The organism is Psychrobacter cibarius (assembly GCA_030686115.1).
Classification (GTDB): Bacteria; Pseudomonadota; Gammaproteobacteria; order Pseudomonadales; family Moraxellaceae; genus Psychrobacter; species Psychrobacter cibarius_C.
On record CP131612.1, the window covers coordinates 1681222 to 1703248 of the forward strand.

Genomic DNA, 22027 nt, shown 5'->3' on the forward strand with positions numbered 1-22027 from the left:
ACATTCATAATGTCAACTAGTCATTCAATCTAAGGCATGTTATCAATTCAAATGGACTGAATTTTGCCAAGCAGCGTTAAATATCTGCCTAATACTTCGAGATAACCTGTGCTATTTTGCTTATTAGACTGCAATTCATCTCATTTTTATCACCATTTTTCAAATTGCTCATCAGCAACTAGCCATACAATAATAGTGCTTTCAAGCCGCTTATCAGTCAATTCTATCGCTCATACCAAAAATCATTGCAACATACCTGAGAGCCCGTATCCTGAGATGAAGGATACGGTGATAGGCCGTTCATAACATGGATTGACTCGGTATTGAATTATGACTATTTCAGACAATAAAAATGATATCAATAAAAGTGTTGGCTTATCCAGTAATTCTAATAACGAGCCACTATTAGCAACCAACACAGCAAAGCTAGCAAAAGACAGTTTGCTGAGTCATGTAAAATGGTTTTCTATAGTGGGCGTCTTGTTATTAATGGCTATATTTGTGTCGGCTCGTTTTTTTTCAACAATCCCTCAAACATCCATGGTAAGTGTTCATCTACCTGTTACGGTAGCTACTCATCAAATCAACGAGGCGGCAGCAGATAGCTCACCGCTAGCAGAGGTTAAAAAAAATCACAATCAGGCTAATGTTGAAGCTAAGCATGCTCAAGTCGAGACTGCTATTAGTTATGGTGATTTTAGACAGGAAGCACAGAATATTTTATATCGTGAGGCAGAAGCGTCTGTCTCACGTGTGGACCTAAATGCAGCTAGCATTGAGCCTGCGATTAGTCATGAAAATTTTAGAGTAGAAGCAAAAAATATCTTATACCGTGAGGAAAAATAATCAAGTTTATAGGCTAATACAATAGAATTGAAACGCAGATGACGACTTATTTAAAACCAGCTATTTGACATATGCATATCTCCAGATAGCTTTGCAAGCAGGCAGAGAAGCTCCTACTCATTGGAGGGATTTGGTTAACTTAGCCTCGTTATATCCTGATATTGAAATAATATAAACGCGAGTAATGAGATTGCTAATATTTACACCTTCATTAGGAGAAAAATCTGCAAGAGTGATTGGCTGACCACTCTTTGAAAAGCAAAGTGCGTATTCAATAAATGGTTGATAAGTTTATTCTGCATGTTGCATTTTCGACACTTAATTTACAAAGGTAGCAGTATTTTTAACGGCTTTACAAATTATTAATACTGAGTGCTCAAATGCATTTCAATCAAATAGCTGTAATAGAAACATTGTTATAGATTTAATTCTATATAAATCAGATACTGTGTCAGGCTCGCTTAGTCTACTATTTGTAGTACTTTCGCTCGCCTTCCTTGTATCTGAATTATATTGTACCGGCTATATATTCATAAAGGTTCAAAAAACATTACACTCGTTTCAGTAGGCGCATAAGGTTTATGGTTACTGTTCTTAGGAATAACGACAACTTCACCAGCGTTCACCTCTACGGTTTTGTCTTCTAATATAATAAATAACTGTCCTGACAATACGTGAAATAGCTTATCTTCATATTCGTGATTATGCCATTCATACTCACCTTTCAATTTAGCCAGTTTTACTGTTAATTGATTAAACTGAGCAATATCAGTAGGCTTCCAAAACTGTTCAATATCATCAAGCTCTTTTTTTATATTCGCTATAAGCAGACTCATGCTTACTCCTTTTTGGTATGTGAATACCATTGAATTATATTTAATTGATAATCATTAACATTAAGATGATTGTTTATTACTAATAATGCTATTATTGCTTCGAGACTGGAGAACTGGCTATCTATACGTGTAAAGCTATTTTTAGCTGGATATAACATAAACACACATACCAAAACATCTTGATTGTATTTATATGGCAAACTTACATGCATTTTACGACCACTATCAGACCGAATACTGGTCTTTCGATCATCCTGATTCTGACTATTTGCTTAAACGTCCAACTTATGATGGCAGCTCTGGTTATGGTGACTTGCTGAGCTTTCATAATGGTATCATGCTCGGTCGAAACAGCATTGCTAGCAGCCAATCTTTGGTGGAACCCGCCGCACCATTTTCTTGTGATGTAGGGATGCACTTAATTGTAGATGCGAACTATACCTTACATGCTAGTAATTTACGGACTGATACAAGTATTCATTCGCAGCAAATTTGGCGACGATCAGGAAATTTTGGTGATATCAACTCTATAGTTGATACTGAATATTTGCAGAATTCTCCTATAAATAGCCATATCGTAACAATCGATTTTAATCAAACATTGTTGTCGCGCTGGGCAGAAAGCTTCGCTGTTCCAACATGGCTATTACCTTCTAATAATCAAGATCCTGAAATGGTTCAAGTCAGCTTATCCAACCAGCCACGTCTACTTGCTCGTGCAGCTTATATCCTCTCTTTACCTTGCTGTACTTTGAGTGATCGATTAGCTTTAGAGAGTCAAGCATTGCTGCTTTGCCAAGATATTTTAGGCATTCAAGATATATCAGGCCGATTAGCAAACCAAAAAAGCCAAATTGATCAGGCCGTTGATATTATTCGCCAAGAGTACAGTAATAAATTAACAATTTCCTTGTTGGCTCAACGAGTGGGTATAAACGAATGCTATCTCAAGCAACAGTTCAAACAACAAACGGGTAAAACAATCGGCAGCTTTATCCGTGAACTGCGTATGCAGGAAGCAATGCGTTTGTTGCTAGATGAATATAAAAGCGTCCAAGAGACTGCATGGTATGTTGGCTATCGTGATCCTAGCAATTTCAGTAAAGCTTTTGCCAAATTTTACGGCGTTACACCTACACAACTTATCTAGCCAACCAATAGATGTCAAGCTGCCACAATCTTCTAAAATCAGCTAAATAAGCATTGCTGATATACGACTTATTTATGCCAAACTTATGTTGCGCCTGAGTTAATTCAATCTTTAAACCTTGATAAATGCTGAGGTATCGTTCCGAATAAGTTCCCTTATTCACGGTATAACTTCCCAATTTCACCTTATATTCAACTTACCTATTCAAACAAGCATAGTATGATTGATTCTCATTTATGCTTTAATGAAAAATCCTAGCAATGAGTTTTATAGACTGTTGGTGGTATGTTTCAGCGTAGTAAAAAGTCATTCGTAATAAGTAAGAAGAACTTCAATAATGCGCTCACTATCTTTGTTACTTATTTTGCTCTGTGCCGTTTCTCTTATGCTGGGCTCAAAACAGACCTCACTTATCGCTCTCTTTAATTTCTCCAACGATGCATGGTTGACCTTAACGGCGAGCCGTATACCACGGCTGATTGCGCTGGTACTGACAGGAGTGGGTTTGTCTGTTAGCGGCGTGATTTTACAGCACATCGTCCGTAACAAGTTTGTTGAGCCCGCAACTTCAGGGGGTTTGGATGCTGCCAAACTTGGCATTTTGGTCTCGCTCACCATGCTTCCTAATGCCAGTACGAGTAGTAAAATGGTCTTTGCGCTGGTTTTTTGCTTTGCCGCAAGCTTACTTTTTATTCTCATTATTAGCCGTATTAAGTTTAAGAGCGCTGTGCTTATTCCTGTCCTTGGGTTGATGTATGGCAGTGTGCTGAGCTCAATTGCGGAGTTTTATGCGTATCGCCATAATATTTTACAAAGTATGCAAGGGTGGTTATTGGGAGATTTCTCAAGGGTTGTACAAGGTCATTACGAGCTGATTTATATTATTTTTCCCATCATTGTATTAGCCTATATTTATGCCCATCGCTTTACGGTACTGGGTATGGGCGAGGACATGGCCGCCAGTCTAGGACTCGGCTATGCGGCGACAGCTGCCTTAGGGCTTATGCTAGTCTCAGTAACGGTGGCCGCTTCAGTCATCACCATCGGCGCCATACCTTTTGTGGGGCTGGTTATTCCAAATCTAGTCGCTCTAAAGTACGGGGAAAACCTGTCGCGGACACTGCCAGTAGTCGCCTTAGGCGGTGCTTGTTTGCTGCTGATTTGTGATATTTTTGGGCGGCTCGTCATTTATCCTTTTGAGGTTCCCATTGGCCTTACCGCAGGCGGGGTAGGCGGTGTAATATTCCTTGTGTTAATCATGAAGGGGGTGAGATGAGTGCTGCGGCAAAGGTTTGGGCGACCGTGATACTGATTATATTGCTGGCGCTTATCTTCTTATTGATAGGCTCTGATTTAGATTTTGATTACTTAATTCCTAAGCGTTTGATGCGTCTAGCGACTATTGTTCTCGGTAGTATATGCTTAGCTTTTTCATCTATAATCTTTCAGACTATTGTTGGCAATCGTATTTTGGCGCCTTCTATCATGGGCTATGAGGCTGTTTATTTATTGTGGCAAGTGCTGCTGCTGTTTGTGATGGGTACAAATGGACTGATGCTGCTGGGTGTCAGTGGTGATTTTATCGTATCAATCGTATCAATCGTATTGATGCTGGCATATTCTTGGGCACTTCATCACTGGCTTTTCCCTCGATGTAAAAATGATGTCTATACCTTGTTGTTATTTGGCTTGGTGTTGACGATGGTCATCGGTACGGTTACGCAGTTTATTCAGCTGCGTATTAGCCCTGGCGAGTTTTCGGTTTTTCAGGGGTTAAGCTATACCTCGTTTCATCGATCTCAGCCAGAGACTCTGTTTTATGGAGCGCTTGCGGTAGCCACCGTACTATGGGTTAGTCGTAAGACACTGCCTGTTTTAGATGTGATGGCGCTTGGCCGTGAGCCGTCGCTGTCTCTTGGTGTAAACCATCCTAGATACGTTAAGTTATATCTGGCTTTAATTGCCATTTTGGTGGCTGTGTCAACGAGCTTGATCGGTCCTACGGTATTTATGGGTGTGTTCATTGCCAACATCGCTTATGCGCTTGCAGGGAGTAACCAGCATAGAGTCACCTTACCCATCGCTTGTGCCATTACTATCGCCATATTTTTAGTCGCTCAAATCTTTGTTGAGCATGTCTTTAATTATAAAACCAGTGTCAGTATTCTCGTCAACCTTGTGGGTGGCATCTATTTTCTTGCGCTGACTGTCCGTACTAGAGGGTTCACATGATTACCATCAACCATGTCCATAAAAACTATGGCAAAAAATCTGTGCTATCAGATATCAGCCTAGAATTTCAGGCTGGCAGTGTTACCTCTTTAATTGGTCCTAATGGTGCTGGAAAATCCACCTTGTTGATGATGATGGCAAGGCTATTGGAGCCAAGTAGCGGTGAGATATCATTCAATGATCGCAACATCCGTGAGATTCGCACTGCTGAATACGCGCATCATGTTGCGACACTGCGGCAGTCTCCAGGGTTTAATCTACGATTGACTGTAGAGGAGCTGATCTCCTTTGGGCGCTTTCCGTATAGCCGTGGTGCGTTAACCACAGAAGATCGACGCATCATTGATGAGGCCATTGATTTTTTGGCATTAGAGCCTCTACGTCATTCTTATCTGGATGAATTAAGTGGTGGACAGCGGCAAATGGCTTTTTTGGCGATGACCATCGCGCAACAGACAGATGTGTTGTTATTGGATGAGCCACTAAACAATCTTGACATGAAGCATGCCGTGCAAATCATGCAAGCCTTACGCCGTCTATGTGATGAGCGGGGGCGCACGGTGATTTTGGTGATTCATGATATCAATTTTGCAGCCAATTATTCTGATTATATTGTGGCGTTGAAGCATGGCGCGCTTACATTTAGTGGACTGTCTGAACAGGTCGTGACAGAAACCAACTTAAGTGAGTTATACGATCTTGATTTTGAGATCATTCGTAGTGAACGTGGTTGCCTGTGCAACTACTTCAATTTATCAGAGGTAAAAGTATGATTTTGAATAAGAGAGGTTGGGTCTGGATACTGACCATGTCGGCAGCGGTATCATTACAAGGATGCGAAAAAGCATCTACTGAGCTGACAAATGAGCCAGCACACGCGTCACAAAAACTTGAGACGCCCATCACGATCAAGCATGAGCTTGGTACTACTGTCATCAATAATCGAGTGCAACGCGTTGCGGTACTGGATATGAATGAAGCTGATTTTTTGGATCAGCTCGATGTTCCGATTGCAGGAATGGTCAAAGACTATATTCCCCACTTTCTTTCGCAGTACAAAGCGGATGACGCAGTAGAGGACTTGGGCGCTATCGTTCAGCCAAATATGGAACGTATCCATGCGCTACATCCTGATCTGATTTTGATGACCCCGCTGCACGCCGCTAACTATCAAGAGCTGTCAGAGATTGCACCGACTCTACATTTCGATGTGAATTTTGATAACAGTCAGCAGCATATAGCTGGTGTTAAAAGTCACTTATTAACCTTAGGTCGTATTTTTCATAAGGAGGCATTGGCAGAACAAAAAGCCACGCAGTTAGATACAAGAGTCAAAGAGGTTCAGGACTTCACAAAAAACCGCCCAGAAAAAGCACTGGTTGTCTTACATAATAATGGGGCTTTTAGCAATTTTGGGCTGCAATCACGCTATGGTTTTATCTTCAATGACTTGGGCGTCAAGCCTGCGAGTACGATTGTAGAGACCAGCCTGCATGGACAGCCGATTTCTAGCGAATTTATACAGCAGGCAGATCCAGACATTCTTTATATTGTAGACCGTACCGCTGTCATGGAGCATCGCGCTATTATCAATCCTGATGATGTGAGCAACCCTTTACTTCGTCAAACAACAGCATGGAAAAATGGTCGTGTTGTTTTTGTTGATGCAGATGCGTGGTATATAGCAGCCGCTAGCCCAACCTCATTAAACATCATAATGGACGATGTCCTCAAAGGCTATCAGCCAACGTCCTAGAGACACTCTAGGAACCTTCTAAGACGAACGATGTTTTTTAACGTAGGACTAGGACACGCCCTAGTGAATAATTAAGTGAGAAAGAGAGGGTTCTTTTTATCCTAAATTTTTAATGATTATCATTTGTATTTTTATTCGCATTATTATTTTCCATCAGAACAAGAGGACGTTTCCATGTACCAACTTCAACACCTAGATCATAAAAATAGGGTCAAACAGCGGGCGACACTGACCAAACCTTCTTTCGCGCTCAATTATATCGTATCAGCAAGACTTGCCATGTCTTTGAGCCTAGTCGCTGGGACGGTATTCATCTGTATGCCATCAGCGTATGCACAGACAAATAGTAATGTGATACATAGTGAGCAAACCACTGAGTCTGGCAATGGAGCGCAAAACCCACCGTTAGAGGAGGATAACAACGTTCCTACAGTGACCTTGCCTGCGATAACAGTAGTGGCAGAACGCAATGACAATCCTATCTACTCAGGTGGGCAGGTGACCTATACCAATCACGCTGGATTCTTGGGAAATAAGGATTTTTTAGAGACGCCGTTTAGTGCCATCAGCTATACCGATAAATTTATTGAAGATCAGCAAGCCACCGATATTACGGCTGTCATCGCTGCTACTGATCCTGCCGTCTTTAGCAGTGGGGTTGGTGGCCAGAATCTTGAAAGTTATTCTATCCGTGGATTCTCTTCAGACATTGGTGATGTTACGGTAGACGGGCTATTCGGTATGGCACCTTATTATCGTAGCTCACCTGAGATGTTTGAGCGTATCGAAGTACTTAAAGGGCCCTCAGCTTTATTGAATGGTATGCCGCCCAAAGGCTCAGTAGGCGGTGCAGTCAATCTAGTGCCTAAACGAGCAGGCGATGAGCCGTTGACGCGAGTGACGGCAAGATATTTATCAGACTCACAACTTGGTGGGCATGTGGATGTAGGACGGCGTTTTGGTGAAGACAAGCAGTTTGGTGTTCGGATTAATGGTGCTTATAGAGAGGGTGATAGTGCAGTAAATGATCAAGAAAAACAAGCGCAACTGGCTTCTGTTGCACTGGACTGGAAAGGAGAGCGTGCTCGATTATCGACAGATCTTTATCATAGTAAAGATCGTGTCGATGGACCGACTCGCGGTCTCACCCTAGCACCAGGATTGTCAATTCCTAAGCCGCCCAAACCAGCGACTCTATTGAACCCAAGCTGGGCATTTAATGATAGTGAAGATAAGGGGCTAATGATACGTGGTGAATATGATGTGACTGATGATTTAATGATTTATGGTGCGGGCGGAAATAGTAAAACAAAATTTAAGTCGCAGAGTGCCTCTGTCGCGCAGATTATCAATGCCGCAGGAGACTATCGGACTAACCTTGGAGAAGTTGATGATGAAATCGAAAGACAGTCTGCTGAGATAGGGTTAAAAAGTAAATTCCAAACAGGACGAGTTAATCATCAATTGGCATTTAACATCGTTGACTATCAGGAAGATTATGATTTAAGTGCTAGAAGGGGTTTATTAGCTGAAGATTGGGTCACGAACATATATAAACCAGTATGGGAGTCGCGTAATATTCCCTTCAATTCTCCTGCGCTACTGAACACAAAAACGAATTTGACCAGCTATGGTCTTGCAGACACACTGTCTTTTGCTGAGGATAAATATCAGCTGACTTTAGGACTACGCCATCAACAGGTAGAAAGTAAACAAGCAGGTATGCTGGCATCAGCAAAGGATTACAACGAAAGTGCGACTACGCCATCAATAGCGCTACTAAGTAAAGTAAACGATCAAGTTTCTTTATATGCTAACTATATAGAAGGTTTGAGCCAAGGTTCTACTGCACCGATAGATGCAGAAAATGCTGGTGAAATGTTTGCCCCTTATAAGACGCAACAAAAAGAAGTTGGCGTAAAGCTTGATCTTGGTGAATTCTCACACACCCTAAGTGTTTATGAAATAGAGAAACCTAATAGTTATTTGGACCCTGTTAGTAATATCTTTTCTTATGCTGGCGAACAGCGTAACCGAGGTGTTGAATGGGGATTTTTTGGCTCACCCATTGAAGATATACGCCTAATGGGTGGGGTTTCATATATTGATGCGAAGCTAACCAAGACGCTTGGTGGCGTTAATGAGGGCAATAGAGCTACAGGTGTCCCAAAATGGCAGTCTAAGCTTGGCGTTGAATGGGACCTACCTTTTATTCAAGATTTGACATTGACAGCTAATGCAAACTCGATATCTAAGCAATATCTTGATGCAGGCAACTCACTGTCATTACCAGGTCGCACTGTATATGATTTAGGTGCACGTTATGCCACCTCTATTGATAAAAAGCCGCTGACATTGAGAACAAGTGTTGCTAACGTAACCAATAAAGCCTATTGGGCAAAGCCGCATTATACCAGTCTTGGCTTGGGCGAGCCGCGTACCTTTATGCTGTCAGCCACAATGGATTTTTGATTTGAGTTAAGGCGTGTTTGTAATATCATTATAGATTAGTGAATTATAGTGCTAAAGATTTGCCGCACCAAAATAGGAAATTTATTAGCATATAATTCACTCTTCTGTGAGTTCAAGGCTCAAAAAGTAGATGAGACGTAGACTTAGCGATATCAATAATTACTCGTTATTCTACTGGCAAGTTGTTACCTAAAGCATAAATAGAATGGTGCTCATTGAAAGCTTGTTATAGGCTTACTGAATTATATTTAAACACATCATATTAACGCACCCGATTAATTCTTAAGATGAAAAGTAGATTTAGCGGTGCCTATTGGAGTGCTTTTTATGGCACTTAAAATGAAGGAGTGAGCCACAGCTCCATAATCATGCCTAGCAGAACGAAAGTGACACCTACTGAACACCCAGTATTTATCTCTCTTGCCGGCAAATTCATAAGACCGTATTGGTCTAATATTAATGAAATGAGCAGTAGCGTACTACCACGGCGAGCCACTTCTGCGAATTGTTGTTCTAAATCCATAGTACATCGACGTCACCAGCAGCTTCCACCGCTCGTCCAAAGATCACAATCACCTTAGCTTGAGCATCCAGCTCATGACTACTACGCCAATCGTTGTCAAAATTAAGCAAACTAACAAAGCTACTGAAATAAAAATAGCAATGAGTTTGCCTTTTGAGAGGACGGCAATATAGTCAGTTCAATCTCATTTGGCGTTCTGGTACGTTTGGCACCCTCTATTCTACCAAGGCCATCATAAATAGATGTCGAATCTTGAGTGACGCTGGAGCAGTATTTTTTGGGAGTAATAAGGGGTTTCGATATTGTAAATAATTATAGAAACAACAATGATTATCATTTACAATATTGTTCACAAAGTTAGTACACATAGCATTATTAGCTAAATATAACTTTTACCACTCTTTGATCCTCCAATTAAGTGAAGTGAATATGAAACGCCACCATCAAGTTGCTCTATCCTTTCTTACCCTTTGTATCAGCCAGCAACTATATGCACAAAACAATGTCAGTGCTATGGACATCGCTTCAAATACAATGCTTTCAGAAGACTTAGCTGTCAACGCCGCCTCAAGTGAGTTACCAAACGTGACTTTAGATACCATTACGGTCACTGCTAAAGCAAGGACAGGAACGGCTTTGGCACAAAAAATTAGTGAGATGCCCGCCGTCACACAGGTAATTACCGAAAATGAGCTGCAGATGCAGGCGACAGGCAATCGCACTACTGGAGATATATTGGCTCAGCTGATTCCAAGTTTGGGGGCAAGCAGCGGCTCAACCAGTAACTATGGCACGACCATGCATGGCCGTCCCGTGCAGTTTTTGCTGAATGGTGTGCCATTGAGTGGCTCACGCAGCCTTTCACGCGAGCTAAACAGTATCGACCCTGCGCAGCTTGAGCGGGTAGAGGTGCTCTCTGGTGCGACCAGTATTTATGGGGCTGGCGCGGCTGGTGGTCTGATTAATCTCGTCACAAAATCTATGGTGGGTTATGGCTCTATCAGGCAAACCAGAGTCGGCGTCAGTAGCAGTCGTAATTTTGACTCAGATTCATTGGGTTATCATGTGGGGCAAACATTGGGTTATGGCGGTGAGCGAGTCTATGGTCGCCTAGATGTGGATTATGATCGTAAGGGCGGCAAATTCGATAGCCACGATAATCGCATCAGTCCAGACGTCAATCAAACTGACCAACAAGATACCGAGTCGCTAAGTATTAATGGTAGCTTAGGTATAGAGCTCACTGACAGCCAACGTCTTGATTTGGCAGTGACTTACTATAATGATGAGCAGGATACTGACTATGGTCCAGATTATGGTAAAAATTTACAAGTATTATTTGGCGCAAAACCTTCCTTAAAGGCTATTTATGGTGCCAATGTAGAAAACGAGCCTTATACCACCAAAACATCAGTGAACCTAAATTATAATAATGATGATATTGCAGGCTCAAATTTGAGCGTGACTGGCTACTATCGAGACGAAAAAGGCCGTTTTTATCCTTCTGGGAAAAGTGCAGCAGACCAAGCAGCTGAAGTTTGGGCTACCAAGGGTCTTACTGATAAAGACACGCTAGGTAAGCTTTTGGGCGCGGCAACATTCGTCACTCAATCAGAAGCAGATATTGAGGTGATGGGTTTGCGTGCCGCTATGCAAACGGATAGTGAAATTGCGGGTCAAAAGACACTGTTTAGCTATGGGGCTGATTTTGAACGCGAAAAAAGTGAGCAAACCTATGAAGGGCAAGACTTAAACACGTTTCTTGCTAGTAATGGTTTGAGCGCTCAAACCAACGGACTATCTTATAATGGTGGACCAGATACCACCATTGATAAATGGGGCGCTTTTGTCAATGCCGATATAGATATCACTGATAAATGGCATACCAGTGCTGGCGTGCGCTATCAAAAATTGAAAGCAGAAACGGCTACTTTCACGCCCATTTATGAGCAATTGCTCGAAGAGTATTTTAATGATCCTCGCATCAGTGGTGTCAGCGATGCTTATGGCATTGACTATCAGGCTGGTCAAGTGGAAAAGGGCAATACAGACCACGATAAAACCCTATTTAATATCGGTACCAGCTATCAATTAACCCCAAATGACCAAGTATTTGCCAATTTTTCACAAGGCTTTACGACTGCTGACATTCAGCGTGCGCTACGTGATGTACGGGCAGGCTTTGTGGTCAATTCAGACAATGTACAACCTATCGCAATCGATAATTACGAGTTGGGCTGGCAAGGTAAGCATGGCAGTACTGCTGCACGATTGAGCGGTTTTTATAATGAGTCAGACAAAACGGTACGCTTTACCAATGACTATACGGTAGAAGTGGTCGATACTGATGAGCGCGTCTACGGAATAGAAGGTTCGCTCAGCCATGATATTGATGATCAATGGCAATTGGGTGGCAGTGTCGCCTATACTCGTGGCCAGTATGATAAAGATGGTGATTGGTTGGAGCTTGATGCCGTACGCTTGACACCACTTAAAGGCACCGCATTTGCACAATATAACTTCGATAAAGGCAGTAATATACGTCTACAAGCATTAGCGATTGGTGGTGATGATAAAGCCTTTAAGGATCAACAAAAAGACCCTGATTCTAGCGCATTGCCAGTCACAGGTTATATGACACTTGATGTATTAGGACAAGTCAAAATGCCGGTAGGTCGAGTAGACTATGGGATTTATAACTTACTCAATAAAGATTATCTAACGGTCTATCATCAAACAACCTATGGCGACTTGAATCGTTTGCCTGCCTCGGGTACAACTTATGGCTTGAGCTACACTGTGGATTATTAAAAATAATATCAGACCAGTTTTTATTGCCCATAAAAAAATCTTCACCATTTCTTTAATTTTAATACCGCTTTATTAGTTTTTTTATATACATCAAAAACAGGCTTATTACTTAGTAGTAGTAAGCCTGTTTTTGATGTAATGAGTCTCGTAAATGTGCAACGAGCAATTTTAACTTTTGATCCGGTTGTCTGGCCTTAGGATAAACCGCATATAGGCCAAGCTTCTTGCTGGTAAAACATCGTAAAATCTGCGTGAGTGTATTTTTCTGTATTTCCTCATAGATCAACACTTGTGGTAAAAAAGCGATACCTAAATCGCTAAGCGCGGCTTGTTTAATTGCACTCAGATGGTTGCTATGAAACCGACCATGGACAGATATTAATTGCTCTTTGCCGTCTATATATAGCGGCCATGTACTGTTAGCCGTATTATCAAACTTATAAACCAAGCACTCATGATTCTGTAACTGTTCAGGAGTTTGAGGCGTACCATATTGCTTTAAATAGGCTGGAGTCGCGCATATAATCCATTGGCTATCTATAAGACGCCTTGCAATGAGCGAGGAATCTTCAAGCACAGCGGTCCTTAGTGCCAAATCAAATCCTTCTTCTATCAAGTCAACCAATCGATTGGTAATTTGTAACTCTACTGATACTTCAGGGTGTTGTTTACAGAATTCGGCAATAGATTCGCTAAATATGAAATTCGCAGAGACCACAGGCATGGTTATACGTATATGGCCTTTCATATCTTCGCCGTAACCCGTGACAGCATTTTCAGCTTCTTGAAAGGCGGATTTAGCAATTTTAGCTTTGTTATAAAGCGCCCTGCCTGCATCGGTTAAGCTCAACTTTCTAGTGGTTCTATAAAGCAGTTGTGTATTTAAGTTTTCTTCTAATCTCGCAATGCGCTTGCTCACTACTGAGTTCGTCAATGATAATTTTTCAGCGACTCTAGAAAATGACCCTTCTTCAACAACTTGAACGAATAAAATCATGTCGTCAGCTTTGGTCACACTTGTTCTCCAATTGCAGTAATGTGTTTCTGATTATATCAAAAAAGGAAAATAACATTGTCCATTGATGCAATATATCAATGAATTAACAAGGCGTAGACTATTTCAGGGCATTTTTAACATTGGGACATAAACTGTCGCAAGTCGTGCTCAGCTTTGTCTACAAGATAGCTTTAGTAAATAAGCAGTCCCTATTTGTGAATATTTAATACAACTTAGTCATCATGAATTCGTCAAAATAAAGGCTTCGATGACTTGGTTCAGGGAAGATCACACAATCAAAAGGATGTAATTTTGAATCAAACAATATATGGGCTTTTGGCATTACTGCCAATCGTTCTCTGTGGTATTTTTCTGATAGGTTTGCAATGGTCAGCTAAAAAAACAATGCCTATCATTTTAGTGGTTACCGCTGCGCTTGCCATTTTTATATGGGATATGACGCTTAACCGAGTGTCATCATCTATTATTCAGGGTTTGGTCATTACGGTTTCGGTATTGTGGATAGTCTTTGGGGCTATTTTTTTGTTGAATACATTGAAACATACTGGTGCAATCGCCGTTATCCGTGCTGGGTTTACTAATGTATCGCCAGATAGGCGTGTGCAAGCCATTATTATTGCATGGTGCTTTGGCTGCTTTCTTGAGGGTGCCTCTGGTTTTGGTACAGCTGCCGCTATTGCAGCGCCTTTGCTGGTGGCAGTAGGATTTCCGGCGCTGGGTGCGGTGTTGATGGGAATGATGATACAAAGTACACCTGTATCATTTGGTGCGGTCGGTACGCCTATTGTGATAGGGGTAAACGATGGGTTAGATAAAGCTGCCATTAGCGCTCAACTGGCACAACAAGGAGTACAGTGGAGCGAATTTTTACAACTGATTACCAGTCAAGTCGCCATTATTCACGGTGTCATTGGTACGTTTATGCCACTTTTTATGGTGATGATGCTCACTCGCTTCTTTGGTAAAAACAAAAGCTGGCGAGAAGGCTTTGCGATTTGGCCGTTTGCGATTTTTGCAGGCTTGGCATTTACAATCCCTTATATGATAACTGGTGTTTTTTTAGGGCCAGAGTTTCCGTCACTGGTCGGTGGCTTGGTCAGTATTACTATTGTTGTTAATGCTGCTAAAAGAGGGTTTTTGGTGCCAAAAACCATATGGGATTTTGAACCGCAAAAAAACTGGCCGAGTGAATGGCTTGGTAAGTTAGTGGTCAGTAAAGAAGATATTACGTTGACCTTGAGTGATAAGAAGATGTCCACCCTTATGGCGTGGTTCCCTTATTTACTGGTTGCCCTTTTACTGGTGTTTTCAAGAGTATTTACAGGCTTTCAGTCTTTACTTAACAGTGTGGCAGTAGACCTAACCTCGATTTTAGGTGAGACAGATATCAGTGCCAGTTTTAGTCCTTTATACTTACCAGGCGGCTTGTTACTAATTAGTGCTTTGGTTGCCGCCGCTTTTCAAACTAGAAAGCCCGTCAGCGCCCTAAACAGTGCCTTTAAAGAATCAGGCAAGACCGTGTTAGGGGCAGGTTTTGTACTTATTTTTACGATTCCAATGGTTAGAATTTTTATTAATTCAGGCATAAACTTATCAGATGTGGCGAGTATGCCAGTCGCCAGTGCAGAGTTGTTTTCAGGTACTTTTGGTAATGTTTTTCCATTGATTAGTGCAACCATTGGTGCTTTAGGTGCATTTATCGCAGGCTCTAATACCGTATCTAATATGATGTTCAGTCAATTCCAATATGAAGCCGCCATGAGCTTACATATTTCACCTTCTCTAATCATCGCGGCGCAAGCGGTTGGTGCCGCAGCCGGTAATATGGTTGCCATACATAACGTGGTGGCTGCATCGGCAACAGTAGGTTTACTTGGTATGGAGGGCGCCACACTTAGGCGTACTATTTTACCCACCATATACTACGTGTTGTTCTGTGGCATCATCGTCATGGCCGCTATTTACATTTTTGGTTTTCAAGGTCCCTTAGCATGATGAATGATACACAATCACAAGATAAGGAGCATCATATATCTTCGTCAAATCACGTTTCTCAAGGCATGCTTAGTCCTGATCAGGTGTTAGATAAACTAACCAACTTGCTAGGCGCGAGTAATGTACAGGCTGATCCAGAGAAAAATGAGCACTATAGAATGGGGTGGCGCTCTGGTGGCGGCAGTGCCTTAGCGGTTTTGTTCCCGCAAACATTGCTGGACATTTGGCGTAGCTTAGAAGTGTGCGTTGAAGGCGACTGTATTATCATTATGCAAGCGGCAAAAACAGGCCTGACTGAAGGATCAACACCGAGCGGTAATGACTACGATAGACCTGTTGTGGTGATTAATACGCTTGCCATAAACCAGTTGTATTTGGTGAATGATGGCGAGCAAGTGATTAGCTTGTCTGGGGCGACATTGCATCAGTTGCAAAGTCAGCTTAAGGCTGTCAATAGAGCGCCTCACTCTGTCATCGGTTCCTCGACATTGGGAGCGTCTATTATTGGTGGTATATCTAATAACTCTGGTGGGGCTCTAGTTAAAAGAGGCCCTGCCTATACCGAGCTTGCGTTGTTTGCCCAAATAAATGAACACGGTCAACTGGTGCTAGTCAATCATCTAGACGTCGAGTTGGGTGATACTCCGGAAGAAATATTAACAAATTTGCAAAACGGTCATTTTGATAAAAAAGAATTACCTGACACTGGTAAGCTCGCATCTGACAGAGAGTACATCGCCCGAGTAAAAGATGTTGATGCAAGCACACCCAGTCGCTTTAATGCGGACAAGCGCAGACTGTATGAAGCAAGCGGCTGTGCTGGCAAGCTTGCCGTGTTTGCAGTACGTCTTGACACTTATCCAATAGCTGCAAAAGAGCAAACCTTCTACATAGGCACTAACAGTGTGAGTGAGCTTGCACAGCTCAGAAGACAGATACTATCCCGCTTCGACAATATCCCTGAAGTGGGCGAGTATATGCATCGTGATATATTCGATGTATCCGCTAAATACGGTAAAGACACGTTCTTGAGTATCAAGCATCTCGGTACAAATGCTTTACCTAGACTGTTCTCTATCAAAGGCGCTATGGATGCAAAGTTCCATAAATGGTCATGGATGCCAAAGCATTTTACTGACAAAATCATGCAGTTCGTCGCCAATATATTTCCCAAGCATTTGCCGAAGCGCATGATGGAGTATCGCGATCAATATGAACATCACCTCATCATAAAAATGAGTGATGAAGGTATAGCCGAGGCACAGAATTTTCTGAAGACGTTTTTTGATGCGTCGGACACAGGCAATTATTTTGAATGTAGTCAGGAAGAATCAGAAAGCGCACTTTTAAATCGTTTTGCAGCAGCCGGTGCCGCATTACGCTATGAAATCATACATGAAAAAGAAGTCGGTGAGATATTAGCGCTGGATATTGCCATACCACGTAACGAGCTAGAGTGGCTTGAAAGCTTGCCTGAAGACATTGAAAAACGCTTAGAAAAGAAGCTGTATTACGGACATTTCTTTTGTTATGTGTTTCATCAAGACTATATCTTGAAGAAGGGCAGTGATGCCAAGCTTGTTAAAAAGATGATGTTAGAGCTGTTGAGTGCACGCGGGGCAAAATATCCTGCTGAGCATAATGTGGGGCACTTGTATGAAGCAGAACCTGATTTGCAAAACTTCTATAAAAGTCTAGACCCAACCAATACCTTTAATCCGGGTATTGGCAAAATGTCGAAAACCAAACGTAATTGCTCTTGCTGTGTGTAATAGTGAGTGTGGGTTGAGCTTGCCGCTTCAAAAATAAGCCAATTGCATCCATCGTTTAGCACTAATCAATAAATAATTAGAGATTCAAAAATATTACATAGGTATCTAACAGAATAAGGGCAAGCGTATGATTATTTCATCTCCAAACGACTACAGGGCTGCTGCCAAGCGCCGACTGCCACCATTTCTATTTCATTATATAGATGGCGGTGCTTATGAGGAATATACCTTAAAACATAATGTTGAAGATTTATCAAAAATTGCCCTTAGACAACGTGTACTGAATGATATGTCACAACTGAGCTTAGAGACGCAGTTATTTAATGAAACTCTGTCTATGCCTGTCGCGTTGTCACCCGTGGGTCTGACAGGTATGTATGCGCGCCGCGGAGAAGTGCAGGCCGCTATGGCAGCCGATCAAAAAGGCATTCCGTTTACCATGTCGACAGTTTCGGTTTGTCCGATTGAGGAAGTAGTGCCTAAAATTAACCGTCCAATGTGGTTTCAGCTTTATGTATTAAAGGACCGAGGTTTTATGAAAAATGCCTTGGAGCGTGCCAAAGCTGCGGGGTGTTCGACCTTGGTTTTTACGGTAGATATGCCGGTACCAGGGGCACGCTACCGAGATATGCACTCCGGTATGAGCGGTAAAAATGCCGCTATGCGCCGTTACTTCCAGTCTATGACGCATCCGCAATGGGCATGGGATGTAGGACTAAATGGCCGTCCGCACGATCTGGGTAATATCTCTACTTATTTAGGCAAGACAACAGGATTGGAAGACTATATAGGCTGGCTAGGTAATAACTTCGACCCCTCTATTTCTTGGAAAGATTTAGATTGGATTCGCGAGTACTGGGATGGGCCTATGGTCATCAAAGGTATTTTGGACCCCGAAGATGCCAAAGATGCGGTGCGTTTTGGGGCAGACGGCATAGTCGTATCCAATCATGGTGGGCGACAGCTGGACGGTGTTTTATCCAGTGCACGGGCGCTGCCTCCTATTGCCGATGCGGTGAAAGGAGAGATTAAAATTTTAGCCGACTCTGGCATACGTAATGGCTTAGATATTGTGCGCATGTTGGCTTTGGGCGCTGATATTTGCATGCTAGGGCGCGCTTTTATTTATGCTTTAGCAGCGGATGGCGGTGCAGGAGTAAGCAATTTGTTAGAACTGCTAGATAAAGAAATACGCGTCGCAATGACCTTGACTGGTGCCAAAACGATTGCTGATATTAATTCTGATTGTTTGGTAAAGCTGGATAATTAAACCGATGCTATAGAGTTTGTCAGTACATGAAGTGAACTCATGCAAATAAGATACCGGAGCTTAGAAGCCGTCAGCTTGCGAATGTTAGTGTGTTTTGGTTGTTATGTGATGAATGGGAATGAGATGCTATGCAAAGGGCTTATTGTGCACTGTGAATGCTAATAGGCATATTATTGTTGAGTGATACGATCAATGTAAAGTAAGTATTACGTTGAACCCCGGAGCTTATCTATATAGTCTGCCCAATCTTGCATCATGTGTACCCTAGTATCTATTTCATCTAATCGGTTATAAGCGCCGCCATGCGTATCCTTTATTCGATGTCCTAATTGCAGCTCAGTCACGATATCTGAATAACGCAGTTCAGGTTGTTCCATTAGTAGAGTTTTCGCTGATGCTCGAAATCCATGAGCGCATTGAACATCCTTATATCCAAGCCTATGAAATATTTGCACTAGCGTTGCTTTACTAATATAAGGATTGCTCGAGGCGCGTATCGATGCAAATACATATTCTTTATGACCTGTAGCTAATTGTAGTTCTCGTAAGCGGGCAATAACCTGAGTGGCTAGTGGTACAACTAAGTGCGATACCATGTCATCACGACCTTCGCCTTTAGTAGGAGAAAACTCCCATACCTTATTATCCCAATCTATATCTTGCCAACGCATAGACCGCAAATCGATACTACGCACAAAGATATATGGCAGTAAATTCATCGCTTCTAATGTGATTTTACTTGCACCTTTGAAATTAGACATATCGTTCAGGAGGGTGGCAAACTGATCGGGCTTGGTAATGGCTGGTAAATGGTTGCCTGAATTAGCAGGCGCTAGCTCGCCACGTGTATCAATAGCTACATTTCTATCGCATAATCCTCTTGCGACAGCAAATGAGAAGACTTTTTCAGTATAAAGCCGAGTGCTGGCACCAACGAAGGTTGCTTGATTTTCATTGTTTTGAATCGCCTCACATACACTCAATATCATCTCGCTGGTGATACCGTTCATTCTTAAATCGCCAATCTCACGACACATGTATCCTAGACATAAATCCCAAAATTTAAGGGTTGAGTCACTAAACGCGCGCTTTCTAGATTTACTATGGTGACGACTTGACGTTTTGTGATCTCGCCACGCTTGTGTGATTTCAGAAAATGTGGCGTTCTTTAGATGAGCATACTTATTGACTTGCTCTTTTTTATGGATAGCTTTAGGGTCAGAGCCTTGCACGACCATGCTAATTATAGTTTCTGCTTTATACTTAGCTTCATATAGACTGATATCTTCGACCTTACCTAACATCATTCTAGGGCGCTTACCATCGATGTGCGGATGAGCGTACCGTAAGTAGTATTCCTTTTTACCATTTGGATAAATACGAATACTTAAACCCGCGATACCTGAGACACTGACCGAGTAATCTTTATCTCGGCATTCAAGTTTATTGATATCATTTAAATTATCGACAGCCATGAGGTACATCCGTCAGCTTTATAAGCTAGGTAAATTGTGAGTGTTAATCTATTATCTCTATACTTAGAGCTAGAGCAACCTTTGCGCACGTTTTATAAATTTTGAAAAGCATCTTCTGAGAAATATAGATAGCTGTTGGACACTAACATGGACACTGTTATTCATTAATCATTTTATAAAACCCTTTAAATTAGAGGTTTTAATGTCAAATTATCCCCAACCTTCACTTGGGGATGATTATAGTATAACTACTGAAGGAGGAGTAGGCTATGCGTTTATTGAGCTGTAGGTTATTATTACTGGTTATTTTGGTCAAATAATTGGAGTTAATATAAGATGGATGCTTTGCCTAGCATTTGATTGAGCATATTTTTGAAAAAAACCATGCTCCTGTACGTGCACAGAATATAAAAATTATGGGCATAGTACTGTTTTGTGCAAATTTGGCGGTTGTCAAATTAGTGCTTTAGATGAAATTATATTACGAATAGTGAGGGGTTTTTGATAACTTAAAACAAAAAGTATTACAGCTTAGTTGGTCATGATATTCGCCACTATAAGGTAGTTCCAAACCAGACTTGCAGACAGGCTAAGTAGGAGCATTGTAAGATCATACCTGCGCTATTAGAATTGATATGAAGTAACAGATATCAAAAAGATTTATGATTTTTGAGCTAAGCTAATAATCTATAGGTAGTGATATCTTTATATGCCTAACGTATTGCAAGAGCATTCATACCAAAGAACCAGATGATTAAGATGCTAACAATTGAATGATAGTGAATTTTGCTGTTGGATGATGATGATTAGGAATGAGAGACTATGCAAAGGGCTAGCTATGCATGGTGAAGGGAATAAGCATATTAACCATAGTCAGAACAAGTTCATCGAACAGATTAACTTTGAATGAATGGTAGATTAAACCTTCAAGACATATCAGCTAGTAGTTACGTTAGGAGTGATTACAGTATTTATTTGATAGGTGGTACATATTTTGGTCAAGAAATTATCAATCAGATTAATAATTTACCGTTTGATTATAATTCCATGAATTTACTATCAGGTATTGCTTATTTAACATAATATACATTATACGAAAACAAACCAATGGCTTTAGAAGTTAGGCTCATAGTTTTATACAGTGTCATTTATAAGCTCTCATGATTGTTTATGTAATTCTTATTCAGGGTTTATAACTTTTTATATTTAGGTATTAATAAAAATAATACGCAGCATTGGCTAGCGACAGGCTTCTAGTAAATGCTTGCGCAAAGACTTGCCATCTTCATCTAAAATCACATCTGCCACTCGGCAATTAGCATCCTCACCGGTACCATTACATGACAACTCATAATAAACATTGCTACCATGTGCCAAACTCACTTGCACCAATCCTTGGTCAGTCATCGAAAACTGTTTGTCTTGGGTATAATCAGGATCTTGCGAATCCCACAATACATCATAATCAACATGACAAGATATTTGCTCTCTATCAAAATAATCCTGTTCAATCTGCATCGCGGCTTGTAGATCTGGGTCGGCATACTGTTGCAATACGACCGGATTATCCATGCCTTGATTGCTGACATCTTGCTGATACATGTTGCTAATGGTCGCTATTTTTATGGCTGCATAAGCCTGAGTTGACTCTGCTATAACAGCTATAGCAGAATTGGTTGCTATCAGTCCCATAGCTAGCAGCGTCAGTGAATAATGTGTTGGCATGGCGTTCTCTACGAGCTTCAATGATATAAGTGTTATAAACCATTACATCATAACCATATTATGACTCTGCTGTATTATCGTATCATTCCGGTTTATCTACTAAAAACAATCTATTACTTAGGGCGCGTCCTCAATTCAATCGATTA

15 protein-coding genes are annotated in these 22027 nt (G+C 41.5%); 11 read left to right on the plus strand and 4 right to left on the minus strand.

What is annotated here, in order from left to right:
• Window positions 1-330 precede the first annotated feature (330 nt).
• On the plus strand, window positions 331-846 hold the full coding sequence (locus Q6344_07045) for a hypothetical protein (protein ID WLG15081.1): 516 nt from the start codon (window positions 331-333) through the stop codon (window positions 844-846).
• Window positions 847-1376: 530 nt separating this feature from the next.
• On the opposite strand, the gene Q6344_07050 is transcribed toward Q6344_07045, so the two are convergent.
• A complete protein-coding gene (locus Q6344_07050) occupies window positions 1377-1682 on the minus strand; it encodes a cupin domain-containing protein (protein WLG15082.1) in 306 nt (101 codons plus the stop codon).
• 193 nt (window positions 1683-1875) lie between these two features.
• On the opposite strand from Q6344_07050, the gene Q6344_07055 reads away from it, so the two are divergent.
• The 7 genes from Q6344_07055 to Q6344_07085 all read left to right on the plus strand — a co-directional run bounded on the left by Q6344_07055 (window position 1876) and on the right by Q6344_07085 (window position 12626).
• Complete coding sequence (locus tag Q6344_07055) at window positions 1876-2832, plus strand: AraC family transcriptional regulator (protein WLG15083.1); 957 nt, start codon at window positions 1876-1878, stop codon at window positions 2830-2832.
• Between the two features lie 337 nt (window positions 2833-3169).
• On the plus strand, window positions 3170-4108 hold the full coding sequence (locus Q6344_07060; protein WLG15084.1) for an iron chelate uptake ABC transporter family permease subunit: 939 nt from the start codon (window positions 3170-3172) through the stop codon (window positions 4106-4108).
• A complete protein-coding gene (locus tag Q6344_07065; GenBank protein WLG15085.1) occupies window positions 4105-5064 on the plus strand; it encodes an iron chelate uptake ABC transporter family permease subunit in 960 nt (319 codons plus the stop codon). The genes Q6344_07060 and Q6344_07065 overlap by 4 nt, the downstream gene beginning before the upstream one ends.
• Complete coding sequence (locus Q6344_07070; protein ID WLG15086.1) at window positions 5061-5837, plus strand: ATP-binding cassette domain-containing protein; 777 nt, start codon at window positions 5061-5063, stop codon at window positions 5835-5837. Before Q6344_07065 ends, Q6344_07070 begins: the two co-directional genes overlap by 4 nt.
• Complete coding sequence (locus Q6344_07075) at window positions 5834-6820, plus strand: siderophore ABC transporter substrate-binding protein (GenBank protein WLG15087.1); 987 nt, start codon at window positions 5834-5836, stop codon at window positions 6818-6820. Before Q6344_07070 ends, Q6344_07075 begins: the two co-directional genes overlap by 4 nt.
• A 174-nt stretch (window positions 6821-6994) precedes the next feature.
• On the plus strand, window positions 6995-9292 hold the full coding sequence (locus Q6344_07080; protein WLG15088.1) for a TonB-dependent siderophore receptor: 2298 nt from the start codon (window positions 6995-6997) through the stop codon (window positions 9290-9292).
• Window positions 9293-10244: 952 nt separating this feature from the next.
• Window positions 10245-12626: a TonB-dependent receptor gene (locus Q6344_07085; GenBank protein ID WLG15089.1), complete on the plus strand. Its 2382-nt coding sequence runs from the start codon at window positions 10245-10247 to the stop codon at window positions 12624-12626.
• Window positions 12627-12735: 109 nt separating this feature from the next.
• Here the strand turns inward: Q6344_07085 and Q6344_07090 are convergent, their stop codons facing one another.
• Window positions 12736-13641, minus strand: coding sequence for a LysR family transcriptional regulator (locus Q6344_07090; GenBank protein WLG15090.1), 906 nt, complete (start codon window positions 13639-13641; stop codon window positions 12736-12738).
• 294 nt (window positions 13642-13935) lie between these two features.
• Between Q6344_07090 and Q6344_07095 the strand changes: the two genes are divergently transcribed.
• From Q6344_07095 to lldD, 3 genes are all read left to right on the plus strand, one after another.
• Window positions 13936-15639 (plus strand): L-lactate permease, encoded by a 1704-nt coding sequence (locus Q6344_07095; protein WLG15091.1) that lies wholly within the window; start codon window positions 13936-13938, stop codon window positions 15637-15639.
• A gap of 65 nt (window positions 15640-15704) precedes the next feature.
• Window positions 15705-17411, plus strand: coding sequence for a D-lactate dehydrogenase (gene dld, locus Q6344_07100; protein WLG15169.1), 1707 nt, complete (start codon window positions 15705-15707; stop codon window positions 17409-17411).
• A 127-nt stretch (window positions 17412-17538) separates the two neighbouring features.
• The gene (gene lldD, locus Q6344_07105; GenBank protein WLG15092.1) at window positions 17539-18681 is read left to right on the plus strand and encodes an FMN-dependent L-lactate dehydrogenase LldD; all 1143 of its coding nucleotides are present in this window, start codon (window positions 17539-17541) and stop codon (window positions 18679-18681) included.
• 206 nt (window positions 18682-18887) lie between these two features.
• Here lldD and Q6344_07110 read toward each other — a convergent pair whose 3' ends face one another.
• Both Q6344_07110 and Q6344_07115 read right to left on the minus strand, forming a co-directional pair.
• Entirely contained in the window at window positions 18888-20156 is a 1269-nt protein-coding gene (locus Q6344_07110) for an integrase arm-type DNA-binding domain-containing protein (protein WLG15093.1), read from the minus strand.
• A 1239-nt stretch (window positions 20157-21395) separates the two neighbouring features.
• Window positions 21396-21881 carry a hypothetical protein gene (locus Q6344_07115; GenBank protein WLG15094.1) on the minus strand — a complete coding sequence of 162 codons (486 nt, stop codon included), beginning with the start codon at window positions 21879-21881 and terminating at the stop codon, window positions 21396-21398.
• Window positions 21882-22027: the final 146 nt, after the last annotated feature.

Coding starts and splice junctions, on each gene's coding strand:
- Q6344_07045 (WLG15081.1), top strand. CDS start 331: ATGACTATTTCAGACAATAAAAATGATATCAATAAAAGTGTTGGCTTA.
- Q6344_07050 (WLG15082.1), bottom strand. CDS start 1,682: ATGAGTCTGCTTATAGCGAATATAAAAAAAGAGCTTGATGATATTGAA.
- Q6344_07055 (WLG15083.1), top strand. CDS start 1,876: ATGGCAAACTTACATGCATTTTACGACCACTATCAGACCGAATACTGG.
- Q6344_07060 (WLG15084.1), top strand. CDS start 3,170: ATGCGCTCACTATCTTTGTTACTTATTTTGCTCTGTGCCGTTTCTCTT.
- Q6344_07065 (WLG15085.1), top strand. CDS start 4,105: ATGAGTGCTGCGGCAAAGGTTTGGGCGACCGTGATACTGATTATATTG.
- Q6344_07070 (WLG15086.1), top strand. CDS start 5,061: ATGATTACCATCAACCATGTCCATAAAAACTATGGCAAAAAATCTGTG.
- Q6344_07075 (WLG15087.1), top strand. CDS start 5,834: ATGATTTTGAATAAGAGAGGTTGGGTCTGGATACTGACCATGTCGGCA.
- Q6344_07080 (WLG15088.1), top strand. CDS start 6,995: ATGTACCAACTTCAACACCTAGATCATAAAAATAGGGTCAAACAGCGG.
- Q6344_07085 (WLG15089.1), top strand. CDS start 10,245: ATGAAACGCCACCATCAAGTTGCTCTATCCTTTCTTACCCTTTGTATC.
- dld (WLG15169.1), top strand. CDS start 15,705: ATGCTTAGTCCTGATCAGGTGTTAGATAAACTAACCAACTTGCTAGGC.
- lldD (WLG15092.1), top strand. CDS start 17,539: ATGATTATTTCATCTCCAAACGACTACAGGGCTGCTGCCAAGCGCCGA.
- Q6344_07110 (WLG15093.1), bottom strand. CDS start 20,156: ATGGCTGTCGATAATTTAAATGATATCAATAAACTTGAATGCCGAGAT.
- Q6344_07115 (WLG15094.1), bottom strand. CDS start 21,881: ATGCCAACACATTATTCACTGACGCTGCTAGCTATGGGACTGATAGCA.